15 protein-coding genes are annotated in these 16,188 nt (G+C 71.4%); 6 read left to right on the top strand and 9 right to left on the bottom strand.

Annotated elements, in window-relative coordinates; translation table 11 throughout:
* Positions 1–336 precede the first annotated feature (336 nt).
* Positions 337–783 (top strand): hypothetical protein, encoded by a 447-nt coding sequence (locus WME97_RS03590; RefSeq protein WP_437549557.1) that lies wholly within the window; start codon positions 337–339, stop codon positions 781–783.
* Positions 784–862: 79 nt separating this feature from the next.
* Positions 863–2,704 carry a DEAD/DEAH box helicase gene (locus WME97_RS03585; protein WP_437549556.1) on the top strand — a complete coding sequence of 614 codons (1,842 nt, stop codon included), beginning with the start codon at positions 863–865 and terminating at the stop codon, positions 2,702–2,704.
* Between the two features lie 245 nt (positions 2,705–2,949).
* On the opposite strand, the gene WME97_RS03580 is transcribed toward WME97_RS03585, so the two are convergent.
* The 5 genes from WME97_RS03580 to WME97_RS03560 all read right to left on the bottom strand — a co-directional run bounded on the left by WME97_RS03580 (position 2,950) and on the right by WME97_RS03560 (position 5,719).
* Entirely contained in the window at positions 2,950–3,336 is a 387-nt protein-coding gene (locus WME97_RS03580; RefSeq protein ID WP_437549555.1) for a DUF5615 family PIN-like protein, read from the bottom strand.
* Positions 3,333–3,569, bottom strand: a complete 237-nt coding sequence (locus WME97_RS03575; protein WP_437549554.1) for a DUF433 domain-containing protein — start codon at positions 3,567–3,569, stop codon at positions 3,333–3,335. Before WME97_RS03575 ends, WME97_RS03580 begins: the two co-directional genes overlap by 4 nt.
* A 217-nt stretch (positions 3,570–3,786) precedes the next feature.
* The gene (locus WME97_RS03570) at positions 3,787–4,029 is read right to left on the bottom strand and encodes an anti-sigma factor family protein (RefSeq protein ID WP_012233331.1); all 243 of its coding nucleotides are present in this window, start codon (positions 4,027–4,029) and stop codon (positions 3,787–3,789) included.
* 6 nt (positions 4,030–4,035) lie between these two features.
* Positions 4,036–4,785 (bottom strand): RNA polymerase sigma factor, encoded by a 750-nt coding sequence (locus tag WME97_RS03565; protein ID WP_437549553.1) that lies wholly within the window; start codon positions 4,783–4,785, stop codon positions 4,036–4,038.
* 82 nt (positions 4,786–4,867) lie between these two features.
* Entirely contained in the window at positions 4,868–5,719 is an 852-nt protein-coding gene (locus WME97_RS03560) for an alpha/beta fold hydrolase (RefSeq protein WP_437549552.1), read from the bottom strand.
* Between the two features lie 303 nt (positions 5,720–6,022).
* Between WME97_RS03560 and bioA the strand changes: the two genes are divergently transcribed.
* From bioA to WME97_RS03545, 3 genes are all read left to right on the top strand, one after another.
* On the top strand, positions 6,023–7,306 hold the full coding sequence (gene bioA, locus WME97_RS03555) for an adenosylmethionine--8-amino-7-oxononanoate transaminase (RefSeq protein ID WP_437549551.1): 1,284 nt from the start codon (positions 6,023–6,025) through the stop codon (positions 7,304–7,306).
* A gap of 119 nt (positions 7,307–7,425) precedes the next feature.
* Positions 7,426–7,851, top strand: a complete 426-nt coding sequence (locus tag WME97_RS03550; RefSeq protein ID WP_437549550.1) for a hypothetical protein — start codon at positions 7,426–7,428, stop codon at positions 7,849–7,851.
* A gap of 196 nt (positions 7,852–8,047) precedes the next feature.
* A complete protein-coding gene (locus WME97_RS03545) occupies positions 8,048–8,893 on the top strand; it encodes a GFA family protein (RefSeq protein ID WP_437549549.1) in 846 nt (281 codons plus the stop codon).
* 185 nt (positions 8,894–9,078) lie between these two features.
* Here the strand turns inward: WME97_RS03545 and WME97_RS03540 are convergent, their stop codons facing one another.
* The 4 genes from WME97_RS03540 to WME97_RS03525 form a co-directional block, all read right to left on the bottom strand.
* Positions 9,079–13,131, bottom strand: a complete 4,053-nt coding sequence (locus WME97_RS03540) for a serine/threonine-protein kinase (RefSeq protein WP_437549548.1) — start codon at positions 13,129–13,131, stop codon at positions 9,079–9,081.
* Between the two features lie 280 nt (positions 13,132–13,411).
* Positions 13,412–13,837: an STAS/SEC14 domain-containing protein gene (locus tag WME97_RS03535; protein ID WP_437549547.1), complete on the bottom strand. Its 426-nt coding sequence runs from the start codon at positions 13,835–13,837 to the stop codon at positions 13,412–13,414.
* Between the two features lie 10 nt (positions 13,838–13,847).
* Positions 13,848–13,988: a hypothetical protein gene (locus tag WME97_RS03530; RefSeq protein ID WP_437549546.1), complete on the bottom strand. Its 141-nt coding sequence runs from the start codon at positions 13,986–13,988 to the stop codon at positions 13,848–13,850.
* A 63-nt stretch (positions 13,989–14,051) separates the two neighbouring features.
* A complete protein-coding gene (locus WME97_RS03525) occupies positions 14,052–15,545 on the bottom strand; it encodes a B12-binding domain-containing radical SAM protein (protein WP_437549545.1) in 1,494 nt (497 codons plus the stop codon).
* Positions 15,546–15,700: 155 nt separating this feature from the next.
* Here WME97_RS03525 and WME97_RS03520 point away from each other — a divergent pair, with 155 nt between their 5' ends.
* Positions 15,701–15,859: a hypothetical protein gene (locus tag WME97_RS03520; RefSeq protein ID WP_437549543.1), complete on the top strand. Its 159-nt coding sequence runs from the start codon at positions 15,701–15,703 to the stop codon at positions 15,857–15,859.
* The last annotated feature ends 329 nt before the right edge of the window (positions 15,860–16,188 follow it).

Here is a 16,188-nt window from a genome sequence, read left to right as displayed (position 1 = left end):
AGCTCGGCGGGAAAGCCAGCCATGAAGGTGGCAGGATCGTGCGCCGGAGAGGCGAGGCAGCACCGCCGCTGGGCGCCGACATATCGGTCCAGGTGGCCCCTATGCCTTGATGACCCCCGTTGTGAGCCACCGGTGGAGCAAGGCTGGTGCCGCCGGCGCGCGCGGCAGAGCCGCGATCGGCCAGAGCAACCAACGGGTCGAAACCCCGGAAAAGAGCAGGGTCTTGAGCCGCCGAGGCGCCAGGGACGCCGAGAGAGTGCTCTGTTCTTGGCGGCAGGCGGCTCATTTCTCGCTCGATCGACGTGTTCGGCGCTCTAGACTCGAACGGAAGACCCGATGTCGCTCCGACAGCGCGATTACCTCCTCCGCATGATCGAGCAGCTGGCCGAGGCCATCGGCCGGATCGCCGGGCTCCGGCGCGCCGGCCAGCTCGACGAGGCGGAGCTGCTCGTCCGCACCACCGCCGACGGGCTCTTCGGCCCGATGCGGGACATGCTCGACCGGCTCGACGCCGCGGGCGCGGCCACCCTGCTCGGCGACCACGAGAAGATCGGCGCGTACGCGGCGCTCTGCGCGGAGCAGGCCGAGATCCTCGAGCTCCGGGGCCGGGCCGCGCCGGCGCTCGCGGAGCGCAGGCGCGCGCTCGAGCTCTACCTCGAGGCGGTGAGCCGCGCGCCCGAGGGCAGCCCCCGCGCGCAGGAGGCCGCGCGCGCGCTCCTCGGCCGGCTGGACGCCGCGCGCCTGCCGGAGCGGTACCGCGCCCTCGCCGCGAAGCTCGGCTGATCGGGGCAGCGGGGCTCGCCCGCCGCGCGCGCTGCGCCCCGCGGTGAATGCCAGGTTGCAACGGCGCTGGCGCGCGACCATGACATGGGGAACCCCTGTGGAGACGACCCCCTCGTCCGCCAGCTTCGCCGCGCTCGGCATCGCGCCTGCCCTCCTCGACGTGCTCGCCCAGCTCGGTTACGAGGAGCCCACGCCGATCCAGCGCGAGGCGATCCCGCACCTCCTGACCGGGCGCGACCTGCTGGGGCAGGCCGCCACCGGGACCGGGAAGACGGCCGCGTTCGCGCTGCCGCTGCTCCAGCGCCTCCAGATCGGCGGCGAGCCGCCCGGCCCCCCCCAGGCGCTCGTGCTCGTGCCGACCCGCGAGCTGGCGATGCAGGTGGCCGAGGCGATGCACCGCTACGGCCGCCGGCTCGGCGTGCAGGTGCTGTCCGTGTACGGCGGCCAGCCGTTCGGGCAGCAGCTGCGCGCGCTCCGCCGCGGGGTCCACGTCATCGTGGCCACGCCCGGCCGGACGCTCGACCACATCGGGCGCGGCACGCTCGCGCTCGACGGCATCCGCACCGTCGTGCTCGACGAGGCCGACGAGATGCTCGACATGGGCTTCGCCGAGGCGCTGGAGGAGATCCTCTCCGCCACGCCGGCCGCGCGGCAGACCGTGCTCTTCTCCGCGACGCTGCCCCCGCGGATCGCCGCGATCGCCGGCCGGCACCTGCGCGAGCCGGTGCGGGTCAAGATCGCGGGCGAGAAGGCGGCCCCCGGCGAGCTCCCCCGCGTCCGCCAGACGGCGTACATCGTGCCGCGGGCGCACAAGTCCGCCGCGCTCACCCGGGTGCTCGACATGGAGGATCCGTCGTCGGCCATCCTCTTCTGCCGCACCCGCAACGAGGTCGACGAGCTGACCGAGGCGCTGCGCGCCCGCGGCTACGAGGCCCAGGCGCTCCACGGCGGGTTCTCGCAGGAGCACCGCGATCGCGTGATGGCCCGCTTCCGCGCCGGCACGGCCGAGCTGCTCGTCGCCACCGACGTCGCGGCGCGGGGGCTCGACATCGAGCATGTCTCGCACGTCATCAACTACGACGTCCCCTGCGCCCCCGAGGTGTACGTCCACCGCATCGGCCGCACGGGGCGCGCCGGCCGCGAGGGCGCGGCGATCACGCTGGTCGAGCCGCGCGAGCACTACCTGATCCGCAACGTCGAGCGGCTCACCGGGCAGCGCATCGAGGCCGCCACCCTCCCGACCGTGGCCGACCTGCGCGCGCGGCGCCTGGAGCTGACGCGGGCCTCGCTGCGGGAGGCGCTCATCGAGGGCGGCGCCGAGCGGTTCCGGGTCGTGGTCGAGGCGCTCGCCGACGAGTTCGACGTGATGGACATCGCGGCGGCGGCGGTGAAGCTCGCCCACGACGCGACGGAGGGGGACCGGGAGGAGGACGAGGCGGAGATCCCGTCGTTCCGGCCGCCTCCGCGCGGGCCGGAGCGCGCCCGCGACGACCGCGCGCCGCGCGGGCCCGCGGGGCCGCGCGGGCGCCCGGGCGAGGCGCAGGCGCGGCCGCGGCGCGAGGGGCGGGAGACCGACGGCAACGTCGCCCGGCTGTACGTCAGCGCGGGGCGCGCCGCGGGCATCCGGCCGGCCGATCTGGTCGGCGCCATCGCGAACGAGGCGTCGCTGAGCTCCCGCGACATCGGCGCCATCGAGATCGCCGACGGCTTCTCCACGGTGGAGGTCCCGGCCGACGCGGCCGACGCCGTCATCGAGGCGCTGCGCGCCACACGGCTGAAGGGCCGCAAGGTCCAGGTCCGCCGGGACGACGCGGGGTCCCGCGAGGCGCGAGGCGGGGCGGCCGAGGCCCGAGGCGGCGCGGCTGAGGAACGGGATGGCGCTGCGGGTATGGCGCCCCCGCGCCGGCGTCCACGGGCCTGAGATCCACGGGCCTGAGATCCACGACAGCCAGCGCTGGCGTCTGCTCCGCTGGAGAGCCGGAGAAGCGGTTCGTCATCACGACAGCTTCTTGTCCCTGTCGGCGCTCCAAGCGTCCCTGGCAGCTCTCACTGTGTCCCTGGCGGTTCGCGCGCCGCGCCGGTTCGCGTCGTTATCAGCCGCTGATGGCCAGCCGGCGTGTACTGAGGACGGTGAGATCGCGGGAAAGGGTCTCCGATGCGGCAATGTTAGCCATGGCCTTTCGTTGCCCTTCGAATCGGTAGGATCCGGACCCGCGACGTCGTCCCATCGACGGTGACAATTGCACCGCGGTCGAGCTCGTCGTCATGCTCGCGAAGCACGCGGACGATATCGACCCCCATCGCGTTCGGGAGAGGATCCAGGGTTCGAACCTGCAGGATGCTCGGACCGCTGGCGCCGGTTGTAGCGAGGATGATGCTGAAATCGAGGTCGTGCGTGAAGACGATGTACCCGCCCTGGCGTGCCCAGGCCATCAGCTCTCGATCCTGTGCTCGAGGGTCGCCGACTGCAGACCAGTGAACGGCCTCTATGCCTTCGCCCTTCAGGAACGGTGCCCAGGTCGGCGAGAGGTTCATGTCCACCAGAACTTTCATGAAGCTTTCAGCGGGAGCTCAACCTCCTCGACACGCCATGCCGCATAAGAGAGCGCCGCCATCACGTCGTCCCTCTCGAGGTAGGGATAGAGCTCGAGCACCTCCTCGACCGAGTGCCCCGCCGCCAGCAGTCCCAGGATGGTGCCCACCGTCACCCTCATCCCTCGGATGCAGGGCCGGCCCCCCATCACGGCGGGGTCGTGCGTGATCCGTTCCAGCAGCTCCGTCGGCATGCTGGCGAGGCTACCTCATCGTCGGCTCCTCCGCCCCCGTCAGTTGCTTTCTCGGCGAATGCGCGACGCACCGCCGGGCGGCACGGCCGGCGCCCAAGCTGCCTCGGCCGGTCGCGGTGGCGGTAGCGGCGCGTTCCATGCTCACAGCAACGCGGGCATGGCACCCCCGCGGCGCCGCCCCCGGCCCTGCGCGCCACCGCCCCCCGGGACGCCAGGCTCAGTCGGCGGTGGTCTTCCGCCGCTGGAACTGGGCGAACAGCGCGGCGCGAACGTCGTCGTGCAGCGGCTCACCCGGGAGCCCCTGGAGCGCGTCGATCGTCAGATCCATCTGCTTCAGGTAGGTGCGGCACCTGTCGCACCATGCGAGGTGCCGCGCGCAGCCCTCCTCCTGCTCGGAGGACAGCTTTCCCTCGCTCCTGTCGGTGATCATCTCGGTCAGCTGACAGCACGTGACGATCATGCGCGCTCACCCCCTCGTCATGTAGCGCTCGAGCGCGGCCCTGAGCTTCGATCGGCCACGGTGCAAGAGGACCCGCTGGTTCGCCTCGCTGATACCCAGGATCTCGCAGACCTCTTCGGACGGACACCCCTCCACGTCGCGCAAGAGGACCACCGCGCGCTGTCCAGGCGCCAGCGTCTCGAGCTCTCGCTGCAGCACGGCGCCTGTCTCCTTGCGCAGCAAGAGCACCTCCGGGCTCTGCTCCGTCCACGGAACAGGCGGAGTCGCCCAGTCACCGATGCTGTCGAATCGGGCCGGATCGACCGCCGGCTCGCCGCCGTGATCCCCGTCCTCCAGCCAGGAGACAGGCACCATGCGCTTCTCTCGAGCGCCCCACGTCCTGGCGCGGTTCGTCAGGATCCTGAACACCCATGTCTTCAGCGCGGAGCGCCCCTCGAAGCGCACGAGCCCATCGAAGACCGCCGCCCAGGTCTCCTGGACGACCTCTTGCGCGCCCGAGGGGCCGGCGACCGCCCGGGCGAGCCGGAGCATGGGTGTGTGGAGCTGGGTCACGAGCTGCTCGAAGGCCTGTTCATCCCCCGCGAGCAGCCGGCGGACGAGCGCGATGTCGTCCGCCGGCGCCGCGCAACCGGGCGCAGCCGCGTTGCCCGGCGCGGCGGGCGCGAGGAGCGAACCTATCTCGGCCGATGCGCGCTGCGCCGGTGCGACCTGTTTGCCGTCGGCGGCGGCCGAGGGGTCATGGGACACGCGGAGCACGGTATCACGCCGCCGAGCCCCGCATCAATCGACGCGGATCCGGGGCGGCTCGCCCCGCGGACGACGGCGGCCGGCGCCCCGGTCAGAGCGACCTCAGCGCGTCCGCGACCTCCTTCGGCTTCGTCAGGAAGGGGGCGTGGCCCGCGTCGATCGAGATGACCTTCTCGCAGGGCAAGGCGGTGTACTGCTGCTTCTGCTCTGCAGGGCTGATGGCGAGATCCTTGAGCGCCTCGATGTAGACCCGGGGGACCCTCCCCCACCTCTCCTCCGTGACATGGATCGGCTCGTCGAACGGCTTCGCGGGCTCCTCGCGCAGGTGGCTCTCGAGCCGCGCGACGTCCTCTGGAGAGCAATCCTGGCAGAAGGCGTCCGCGGCCCACCCCTCCTTGAAGGTCAGCGTCGTGCCGTCCTCCGAAGCGGCCGCGTACGCCTTGATCGCGGCCCCTTCGTCGTCGGCCCACTCCTGGCTCAGCGACTGGCCGTCTTTCATCAGGAAGGCGGTCAGGTAGACGAGCTTCTTCACCTTGTCGGGCCGCTGCTCGGCGGCCTGGCTCACCACGGTGCCGCCCATGCTGTGGCCGACGAGGATCACGGGGCGCGAGGCGCTGTCGATGGCCTCCACCACGGCGTCGGTATAGGCCTCCAGGCCGGCGTCCGCGACGGGCGTCTGGTCCTCGCCGTGAGCCGGGAGATCGAGGGCGATCACCTCGTTGCCGCCGGCCTCGAGGAGCGGCACCACCTTGTCCCATGCCCATGCGCCCACGAAGGCGCCGTGGACGAGGACATACGTGTTCTTGTCCGAGCCCTGGGGCCCGCCGCCCCCCGTGCTCCCGTCCGTGTCGCTGCCGCCGCAGCCGGGCAGCGCGGACGACATGAGCGCAGCGGCCGAGATCATGGTGCCAGACCGCAGGACCTTGCGAAGCAGACCGTTCATGGATGTCTCCTCATCGTCGCGAGGCTCTCCTCGAGCGCGACGTCATCGGTATTTCGACGTGCGATGGATGCGCGCGCCCCTGCGCCCGGGCGTGTCCCCGGCGCCGCGACGGCTATCCCGCTACCTGCACAGTCTCGGAGGGGGGCCGAACGTTACAGCCCGATCAAGGAATCGTCCGAAGGCGGCCGGAGCCGCGTCCGCCGGTGGGATGGCGCCGCGCGCGGAGGCCGCCCGCGCGCCCGGCGGACCTGGTGGCGATGGGCGTTCTGGGCTAGACGCCTCGCCATGCCATCGGAGAGCGCCATGCCTGGCGGAGACGATCTCGTCGCGCGCGACCGCCGCTGCGTGATGCACCCTTACGCCGCGCCCATCTCGAGCGCGCCGCTCTTCGCGGTCGAGCGCGCGGAGGGCGTTCGCCTCACCCTGACCGACGGCCGCGAGCTCATCGACGGCATGGCGTCCTGGTGGGCCGCCATCCACGGCTACGCGCACCCGGCGCTGACGGCGGCGATCAGCGCCCAGCTCGGGCGGATGAGCCACGTGATGTTCGGGGGGCTCACCCACGCGCCCGCGGTCGAGCTGTGCGAGGCGCTGGTGGCGCTCACGCCTGAGCCGCTGACGCGCGTCTTCCTGGCCGACTCCGGATCCGTGTCGGTCGAGGTGGCCATCAAGCTCGCTCTCCAGTTCTTCATTGCGCGGGGGCAGCCCGAGAAGCGCCGCCTGATCAGCGCGCTCGCCGGCTACCACGGCGACACGTTCGGCGCGATGGCGGTCACCGATCCCGTCAATGGCATGCACCACCTCTTCCGCGGCGCGCTCGCGCAGCACCTGTTCGCGGAAGCGCCCGGGCCGGCGTTCGACGCGCCCTGGTCGCCGGACGCCCTGAGCAGCATGGCCGCGCTGCTCGAGCGGCACGCGCACGAGGTCGCCGCCGTGATCCTCGAGCCGATCGCGCAGAACGCCGGCGGGATGCGCTTCTACCACCCGCAGTACCTGCGCGAGCTGCGCGCGCTCTGCGACCGCCACGGCGTGCTGCTCATCTTCGACGAGATCGCGACCAACTTCGGCCGCACCGGCGAGCTGTTCGCGTGCCACCACGCGGGCGTCGCGCCGGACATCATGTGCCTCGGCAAGGCCCTCACCGGCGGCACGATGACCCTGGCCGCCGCGCTCTGCACGGAGCGCGTGGCCGCGACGATCGCCGGCAACGAGCCGCGCGTGTTCATGCACGGCCCGACGTACATGGGCAATCCGCTCGCCTGCAGCGCCGCGCTGGCCAGCATCCGGCTCCTGCTCGCCTCGCCGTGGCGCGCGCGCGTCTCGGCCATCGAGGCGCAGCTCCGCCGCGAGCTCGCCCCGTGCCGCGCGCTCGACGCGGTCGCCGACGTGCGCGTGCTCGGCGCCATCGGCGTTGTCGAGCTCAAGCAGCCCGTCGACACGGCGCGCGTGCAGCCGGCGTTCGTGGAGCGCGGCGTCTGGTTACGGCCTTTCGGGAAGCTGGTCTATACCATGCCGCCTTACATCATCGAGCCAGCCGACCTATCGCGTATCAGCGAGGCGATCGTGGGCGTGCTGTCCGGGATGTAAGCCGCGCGGCTCTCCCATCGCAGGCGGCAGGCGCCAGCCTCCCGGGCGTATCGCGCGCAGCCCGAAGAGCGGATGGACCCGCTTGTGGACCCGGCACGTTGGACCATAGACTCGTACGCGTGAAGTATTGCACCAAGCCTTCCTGTCCTCACCGACTGCGAACGCGCTCGCCGGCGGAGTTCGTCGACTCCATGGCGGTCTGCAGCGACTGCGGCACACAGCTCGTCGCGGCGGACTCACCCGAGGAGATCGAGGGCATCGTCGCGCAGGCCGACAAGGGCCCAACCAGGCGCACGGGAGAGGTCGCCACGGACACGGGGGAGGAGACCAGCGCGCTCAGCCGCGCGAGGAAGGACAGGTTGTTAGGGACGGCATGCCTGGTCGGCGGAATCCTCCTCGCTGCAGCGGCTTTCATCGGTGGCGGCGTCCGTGGCGACGGCAGCATCACGGTAGCTGACATCGTCAACGGGCTGTTCAAACTTTGTATCGCCGCATACCTCGTCCGAAAAGGCATGTCGCTCCGTCGAGCTCCATCCAGATCATGAGATCCTCCAGGGCAAGGGCCCGGAACGCCTCGTCGTGAGCTCGTGATCTCGGCTCCGATGCTCGACGCGGTCGCGCGCTTGCGCCCGCGTCGAGCGACGGATCGGGACGCGCCTGGCAACCCCGGTGTGCTAGCGTGCACGCCCACGCCGTCGCTCCTGCGCACACGGAGCACCCACGACCACGGGAGGTACGAACATGACCAAGGGCGCGTGTCTTTGCGGAACGGTCCGCTTCGAGATCGACGGTCCGTTCCAGACCATGCTGAACTGTCACTGCTCGATGTGCCGCAAGTTCCACGGCACGGCGTTCGCCACGGCCGTCGTCGCGCCGCTGCCGGGGTTTCGCTGGCTCGCCGGCGAGGACGCCATCCGCCCCTCCTGCGCGAGCGACCGCCGCTCCTTCTGCGCCACCTGCGGCTCGGCCACGCCGATGCTCCGCCCCGAGAGGCAGCTCGCCGTGCTCCATGCCGGCAACCTGGAGGGCGATCTCGGGATCGAGCCGAAGTTCCACCAGTTCGTCGGCTCCAAGGCGCCCTGGTACACGATCACGGATTCCCTGCCGCAGTTCGAGGAATGGCGGCCCGAGATGCAGGCGCCGGTCGTCTCCCGCCCCGTGGCCCCGCCGAAAGAAGGCGTCACCCAGGGGAGCTGCCTGTGCGGCGACGTGGCCTTCGAGTTCGACGGCGCGCCCCTCCGCATGGTGAGCTGCCATTGCACGCGCTGTCGCCTCGGGCGCAGCGCCGCGCACGCGACCAACGTCTTCGCCGCCCTGGACAGCTTCCGCTGGATCCACGGTGACGCGCAGATCGCGAGTTACAAGGTGCCCGACGCGCGGTTCTTCACCGTCGCGTTCTGCAAGCGCTGCGGCGGCGCGGCCCCGCGCCAGTCACCCGAGCGCGGCTTCGCCGTGGTGCCCGCGGGCACGCTCGACACCGATCCCGGCATCCGCCCCGCAGCCCACATCTTCGTCGACTCCAAGGCGAGCTGGTTCCCGATCACCGACGACCTGCCGCGGTTCGCCGAGTACCCGCCCCAGGCCTGAGGCCGCGATCAAGCGATCGACCACGGCACGGTCACCATAGTAACCGTCACGGCCCATCCCGGCGCTCACGGTACCGTCACGAGGAGCGCAGCGCAAAGCACTGTACCCAGCGCCAAGAGGCCCCCCTCATCGAGGGAAGGGACGCCACTTCGCAGCCACGCGAGCCGCTGCGCCGATCCGGGGGATCACCTGCCTGCCACGCCCCACACCTCCGCGAGCGCGAGGATGCGGGCATGCTCCGGCACCGCCTCGAGGAAACTGCGGCGCAGGTCGGGAGACTCGATGGCGTCCGCCTCGGCATGCAGCTGATCGCGGGCAGCGACGAGCGCTGCCCGGGCCGCGTCGACGTCACCGCAGGCGTGGAGCGTCTCGGTCCAGGCGAGGCGCACGAGCGCTTCGTCTTCATCGAGACCTCCGAAGCGCTCGACAAGCTCGATCGCCCCGCGTGCCGCGGCAAGCGCATCCACGTCGCGCCCGGCTCGGAGCAGGGCTTGGGCGAGTGTGGCGTGCGCGATGGCCTGCAGCGCGGGGTACGCCTGCGTCTCGCCGATCGCGGTGGTCGCCTGCGCGCACGCCTGTACAAAATCGCCCAGAGCAAGCAGACTTTGCGCGAGCAGCACCCTGGCCTGGGCCATCTGCCTGCCATTGGCGAACGCTCGCGCCTCCTCGATGACCCCGGCCGCCAGCGCCATGACATCGGCCCTCTGGCCCCGCGCCATGCCGATGTACCCCAGATGGATGCTGGCCCCGTTCGCCGCATAGGGCAGGTCGAGCTGAGCAGCAACCCTCTTCGCCTCATGCAGCGTCGACGCTGCCAGTCCGTAAGCGCCGAGTCGCTTTTGCGTCACGCCCAGATTCACGCACGTCAGGCACGCGTCCCGCAGCGCGCCGTCGCGCTCGTAAGCCTGCAATGCGGCTTCGGTGAGGCGCAGGGACAACTCGAGTCGACGGGGCTTGTAGCACGCTGCAGTGCTCCTCGTGATGTAGATATGCCCCGCCAGGCCGGGCTCCAGATGCTCCGGCTGCACCCCGCCCATGACGCCCTCGAGCGCGTCGGCAGCGGCGTGGCGCCCGAGCTCTCGCAACCATGTGGCGGCGCTGTACCAGGCGAGGAGGAATTCCCGGTCGAGCGCCGCGCCCTCCCGGTCGAGCGGCAGCGACGAGGCCACCGCCTCGAGCTGCTCAGCCTTCCCGAGCGCCCCGCTCGCCCAGGCGAGCATCGCCAGCGCGGTATGCGCCCCCCTGCTCCCCGCGGGCGTCAGGCCAACCGCCGCCTTCGCCGCGCGCTCCGCGTCCACGAACGCGCCCCGCCAGTTGTGCGCGGTCGCCGCGAGCGCGTACAGCCGTCCAGCGGCACCGTCCCCCGGCGCGCAGGCCAGCGCCCGGTCCACCCGAGCGAGCGCGCCTTCGAGGTCGCTCGCCTCCAGCGCCTGCTCCGCCGCCCGCTCGTAGCACCGCGCCGCCGCCTCGATCGCCTCGCCGTGCTCAAAGTGCTCTGCCAGCACCAGCGCGTCGCGCTCGCCGGCCTCCTCCAGCCACACGCCGGCGAGGCGGTGGCCGAGCCGGCGGTCCACGTCGGTCAGCATGCTGTAGGCCGCCTCGCGCACGAGCCCGTGCCGGAAGGCGAACTCCGCCTCGCCAGCGAACCGTGGCTCGGGCTGCCGCACGATCCACTCGCGCCGCTCCAGATCCGCGAGCCGTGCGTCGAGCGCTGCGCTTCCCTCCTGTCGAAGCCCCAGGAGGCGCGCCGCCGCGCCGCGCCAGAACACCTCGCCGAGCACGCTCCCGGCGCGCAGGAGCCGCCGCGCCTCGGCGTCGAGGTCCTGGAGCCGCGCCTGCACCATTGCCAGCACCGTCTCCGGCGCCTCGCGTGCGTCCCGCCCCTCGGCCGAGGCGCGCACGAGCTCCTCCACGAAGAACGGGTTGCCCGCGGCGCGCCGCACGATCTCCGCGACGTGTTCCGCGTCGGAGCGGTCGCCCAGGGCCGCCTGCACCATCCGCTCGCAGGCCCGCCGGGGCAGCTCGCCGAGCCCGAGCTCCATCGTGCCCCGCCCGGCCCAGAGCGCAGGGAAGGTCGCCCGCACCTCCGGCCGCGCCAGGGCGAGCACCATGAGCGGCTGTTCCTCCAAGAGGCGCAGCGCCGCGTCCACGCACTCGACGGTCGGGAGGTCGCCCCAGTGCAGATCCTCCAGCACGAGCAGCAGGGGGCGCTCCCGGCACTCGGCGCCGACGAAATCGACCCACGCCCGGCGGAGCTGGTCGCCCATGAGCAGCGGATCGCGCCGGGCCGCGCGCAACTGCACGCGCCCCTCGCCCGGGAACGGCGCGCCGACCATTTCTCCCAGGAACTCGGTCACCCGCTCCCGGAGCGCCGGGTCCACGTGCCGGGCCACGCGGGCCGCGAGCTGATCGCGGCGGCGCTCGAGGGGCTCGCCGTCGACCAGGTGAACGGCGCGGCGCACCACCTGCCCGAGGAGGTCGAGGGGCGCCCCCGCGCGCGCGGGATCCGCCTGCGCGATCCAGATCTCGGGCGGCTCGGACCGCGCCCTGAGCCGCCGCACGAGCTCCAGGCGCAGGCGTGACTTGCCCATCCCCGCCGCCGCGATCACGAGCCCCGCCCGCGCGCAGGGCTCGCCTGAACACTCGTCGAACAGGTCCTCCAGGGCGCGCAGCTCCCGGTCGCGCCCCACGAACGGGGTGGATTTGCCGAGCAGCGTGCGCGCCTCATCGAACGGATCACGCTGGCCGACGACCGCTTGCGCCCGGGGCCCATTCGCGATCTCGAAGCCCGGCCCGAGGAGGCTGGCCGTGATCGCATCGACGAGCACCGGGGCCTGCGCTTCCGATGCGCCGTCGCCCGGCGGCCTGGCGTCGCCGCCGACGAGCAGCGCGGAGGCGCGGTCGATGACCGGGCCGATGGGTTGCCCGCCGCCGAGCGCGTCCCACCCGGTCGCCACCGCCAGCCGGGCGCTGGGCAGGAGCTTCCGCAGCACGAGACCGCAGCGCACGGCGCGCGCAGCCAGGTCGATCGGCGTCGCCGCGCCCGTGAGGACCGCGGCGACCCCGCCGTCCTGCAGCGGCTCGAGGCGGCCGCCGTGCTCGGCCGCCGCGTGGCGCAGGTCCGCGAGGGACGGCGCCGTCCTTGGCGGCGCCGTGACCTTCCCTCGCGCATCGATCGTGGAGGCCTCCGCGCACGGCGCCGCGGCGGCGTCCGCATGCGGCGCCGTGGCGGCCTCGCAGCGCGGCCCCGTGGAGGAAGCCTCGCTGCCCATCCGCATGGCCTCCTTGGCCCACAGCGCGGTGTGCGTGGCCGGGAGGAAAGGCACGCCTACCCTGGCCAGGATCACGCTGACGAGCCCCCGCTCGCGGCGCGTCAGCGCCGGCGCAGACAGCTCCTCGGCCGCATGCTCTGCCGAGCGCGCAGCGAGCGCGCTGGCCGCCGCGGCCGCGTCCTCGGGCCGGCCTTCGCGGTCCTTCGCCATGAGCCGCGCCGTGAGCAGGTCGACGGCCTCGGGCACCTCGCCCCGCAGCGCGCTCGGCCTCGGCGCGTCCTCGAAGAGCACCTTCACGAACACCGCGAACGCGTGCTCGCCCCAGTAAGGCGGCTGGCCGGTGAGGCACTCGAACAGGATGCACCCGAGCGCGTACACGTCCGCGCGTGCGTCGATGTCCAGCTCGCCGCGGATCTGCTCCGGCGCCATGTAGGCGGGCGTTCCAATGGGCACACCGGGCTCGGTCAGCCCGCCGGTCGCTGCCGCGTCGCGCGCAATCCCGAAATCGAGGAGCTTGACCCGATCGAGCTGACCGCCCTGCAGGAACAGGTTTGCCGGCTTGAGATCGCGGTGGATCACGCCGCGGCCATGCACGAGCGACAGCGCCTCGGCCACGCGGTGGACCAGGGCGAGCCCCTCCTCGACGCCGAGCGGCCCGCGGGCGAGCCGCGACGCGAGATCCTCGCCCTCGAGCCACTCCATGGCGAGGTAGTGCTGTCCCTGGTCAGAGACGCCGTGGGCGACGAGGCGTGCGATCGCCGGATGCCGGAGCTCAGCCAGGAGCCGCGCCTCCCGCTGGAACCGCGCGACGAGCTGCGCGTCCGAGCTTCTCAGGAGCTTGAGCGCGACCGGCTCACCATCCTGCCGATCGCGCGCGCGATAGACGTCGCCCATGCCTCCGGTGCCGGCGAGCCGCTCGAGCTCGAACCGACCGGCAAGGATCTTCGGCGACTCCCCCCTGTGCATCCCCTGATGATACCGCCCCAGTCGTCCTGAACGCGTGATGAGAATTTCAGGCGCCTTGCGATGACGACACGCCACGTTCTTGGACGGACAGAATGCGCTTGTAGCACGGAAATGTGGTCACCGGGGAGCTCGGGCTCGGGGGCGTCCTCGGCCACGAAGTACAGATAGGGAGCGGCATCTGAGCTCCTGCCCCATGCATGACGCCGCGATCACGCGAGCTGCCACGGCACCGTCACCGTACGAGCAGTCCTGCGACGACCCCGTGCGCACGCGCGGTCACTCAGGTATCCGGGCGTCGCCCTGCCCGGAGCGCGTCTCGCCGAGCGAGCAGCCACGTGTGCGCCTCGCCCTCCGTGTCGAAGAGCTGCTGCGGGTAATACCGTCCCGTGATCATCTGCACGCCCTTCGCGAGGAGGGTCAAGACGACGCGCAGGGAATAGCTCGCTCCGATGATCGCGACAGCATCGATGCGCGCTGCCCGCACTCCTTCCGTCACCACCTTGCGCGCCGGCGCCGAGAGGGGGCCCGTGTGGCGCATGTCGGCGAGCACCAGGACGTCGCGGCCGCTCTCCGCCACGCGCCGGATCACGCCGAGGACAGCGCGCGCTCGGTCTTCCGTGACCTCGCCGTGGATCGCCACCCGCAGGATGCCGTCGGGCTCGTCACGAACGTCGGGGCTCACGTCGTTGAGGCCGAGATCGCTCATGCCACCCATGCTAGCGCCTCGACCGCGCGGCGGGGTGCCTACTCTCACGGTCCGCCGGGCTCGGCTCGATGTCCGAGGCGAGCCCGACGCCGAAGCGGGCCGGGCTCGCCCGGAGCGGCAGGAACAGCCCGAGGACGGCGGCGGCGTGCACCGGGGCGAAGTAGACGATCGCGACGAGGCGTGTGCTGCCCTTCAGGGTGGATCTCCCATGGTTTCAGGCGGCCGCGCTGGAGCGGCCCGCCCGGCGGGGCCGGATCCGCGCGAGGCCGCGCGGATCCGCTCTGCAGGACGACGCCTCGATGCGCTGCGGCTCGAGGCCGAGCTCCCGCATCTTCTCCGCGTCCCAGGCCTCGATCGGATCGCGCCCGGCGATGTAGCTGCGTGATCGGTTGGCGAGCGGCGCGCGCAGGCTCATCACCTCGGGCGCCGACATGACGACGCACGCCTTGTAACGGGGCAGATCGCTCGTCATCAGCCGATTCCACACGTGGCGGCCCACGTTGTGGAGGCTCCCCAGCGCGCGGCTCAGGCGCTGGAAATGGTCGATCACCTCCGAGGGGTGCAGCCGGGGCGGGCGGTGGCAGAGGGTGTATCCATCGAGGTCCCGGCTGATCACCCCGGGAAGGAGCCGCCCCTCGGCCGCCACCTGCGCGAAGAAGGGCGTCTCCGGGTACGGGCAGACGATGCCCAGGAAGGTCGGGCAGTGATCGCCGAGATCATGCAGGTACTCGGGCACCCGCTCGAGGTAGTCGTTGGTGTCCCCGTCCGCGCCCACGAGGAGCCCGAAGGAGAGGACGATCCCGCTCGCGAAGGCCCGCTGGATGACCTCCCGCACCTCGCTCAGCTTGTTCTGGCCCTTGTTCATCGAGCTGATCGACTCGGGGTTCAGCGACTCGAGCCCTGTGTAGACGTAGCGGCACCCTGCCCGCCCCATGAGGCGGACGAGCTCCGGGTCGCGCAGCACGTTGAACGTGAGCGCGCAGCCCCAGATCTTCTTGAGGGGCATCAGCGCCTCGCAGAGCTCGCGCAGGTAGCGGGGCGAGCCCCCCAGGTTGTTGTCGAGGAAGCTGAACACATTGTTGGTCACCCCCGGGATGCGCTGGTTGAAGATCATCCGGTCGCGGATGTCCCGGATCACGTGGTCGATGGGGCGATAGCGATACTGTTCGTGCCCGGTCAGCACGCAGAAGTTGCAGGAGAAGGGGCAGCCGCGCGACGCCTCGATGCCGGGCAGGCGGACGAGGTTGTTCCGGTAGTCGACAAGGTCATAGCGGTAGGTTGGGATCTGCTCCGGGGGCACCGGGGGGAGCGCATAGACGGGCTGGAGCTCGCCCCGCTGGAAGTCGGCGATGAGGGCCGGGAGGTTGGCCTCCGGGTCCTCCGCGACCACGGCGTCGAAGTACTTCAGCGCGTCCGCGCGGAAATGGCTCGCGTGCCGCCCGCCGGCCACGGTGGTCATGCCTTGCCGCCGGAACAGCGTGGAGAGGACCTTGGTGTGCTCGTAATAGGCGTGCAGGTACGAGAAGAAGACCAGGTCCCAGTGGCGGTCGAGCGGGATGTCCGTTTCCTTCTCGTTGTAGAGCTCGATCTCGGCGTCGGCCGGGCACAGGGCCGCGAGCAGCTCGGGCACGGACGATTGCATGATCGAGCGCTCCTTGCGGAGCAGTCGGCTCGGGTGCGTATAGGTCGAGATGATTGCGATGCGCATCGAGGACACTCCTGGTTCAGTTCAGGACGTATCACACCCTCGAGGCAAGGAGGACGGAGACGAAAAGGCGGGCAGGAGCGGCACAAATGCGCCCTACACTGGGCGGGGGTCAGCTCAGCGAGCACTCCACACGACATGAGGACACAGGAGGAACCTTGGTCGGCCTCCCGGATCCCCAGGGGCTAACCAGGCTCGTCCGGTCGCGCGCAGGGCCCCCCTCCACCCCACGATCGGTCACCAACGTGGTCGTGAACGTTTACGTGAACGTGGTCGTGGTCGTGGTCGTGGTCGTGGTCGTCAACGGTAAGCCGTGAACGACCACGACCACGACCACGTTCACGACCACGTAAACGTTCAGAGGCAGCAGAACGCGGCGCGAATCGTCGTTAACGCCTAGGCCCGGATCCCACCCCCGTCATGGTCGCGTAGACGAATCGCACGATTTAAATGTAATTCACATCACAACTATCAACAAGATGATCATCGAATCGAAACATCTCCTCGCGCAGCATCCCGGGCTCCGGGGGTCGGCCGGACTGGCCAGTTGCGATTTCATGGAGACGTGACATTCACAACGCGCGTTCCAGCATAGCGTGAAAGTGGCCGCTGCTGTCTGCTTCGGCCGTTCCTTGCAATCGTCTTC

It is taken from the genome of Sorangium sp. So ce367, assembly GCF_051520455.1.
GTDB lineage: Bacteria > Myxococcota_A > Polyangia > Polyangiales > Polyangiaceae > Sorangium > Sorangium cellulosum_B.
This window is presented reverse-complemented; position numbering and strand designations above follow the sequence as displayed.

What these genes read in the sequence shown, in the direction of transcription:
- WME97_RS03590 (WP_437549557.1), top strand. Translation starts at nt 337, where the DNA reads ATGTCGCTCCGACAGCGCGATTACCTCCTCCGCATGATCGAGCAGCTG.
- WME97_RS03585 (WP_437549556.1), top strand. Translation starts at nt 863, where the DNA reads ATGACATGGGGAACCCCTGTGGAGACGACCCCCTCGTCCGCCAGCTTC.
- WME97_RS03580 (WP_437549555.1), bottom strand. Translation starts at nt 3,336, where the DNA reads ATGAAAGTTCTGGTGGACATGAACCTCTCGCCGACCTGGGCACCGTTC.
- WME97_RS03575 (WP_437549554.1), bottom strand. Translation starts at nt 3,569, where the DNA reads ATGCCGACGGAGCTGCTGGAACGGATCACGCACGACCCCGCCGTGATG.
- WME97_RS03570 (WP_012233331.1), bottom strand. Translation starts at nt 4,029, where the DNA reads ATGATCGTCACGTGCTGTCAGCTGACCGAGATGATCACCGACAGGAGC.
- WME97_RS03560 (WP_437549552.1), bottom strand. Translation starts at nt 5,719, where the DNA reads ATGAACGGTCTGCTTCGCAAGGTCCTGCGGTCTGGCACCATGATCTCG.
- bioA (WP_437549551.1), top strand. Translation starts at nt 6,023, where the DNA reads ATGCCTGGCGGAGACGATCTCGTCGCGCGCGACCGCCGCTGCGTGATG.
- WME97_RS03545 (WP_437549549.1), top strand. Translation starts at nt 8,048, where the DNA reads ATGACCAAGGGCGCGTGTCTTTGCGGAACGGTCCGCTTCGAGATCGAC.
- WME97_RS03540 (WP_437549548.1), bottom strand. Translation starts at nt 13,131, where the DNA reads ATGCACAGGGGGGAGTCGCCGAAGATCCTTGCCGGTCGGTTCGAGCTC.
- WME97_RS03535 (WP_437549547.1), bottom strand. Translation starts at nt 13,837, where the DNA reads ATGAGCGATCTCGGCCTCAACGACGTGAGCCCCGACGTTCGTGACGAG.
- WME97_RS03525 (WP_437549545.1), bottom strand. Translation starts at nt 15,545, where the DNA reads ATGCGCATCGCAATCATCTCGACCTATACGCACCCGAGCCGACTGCTC.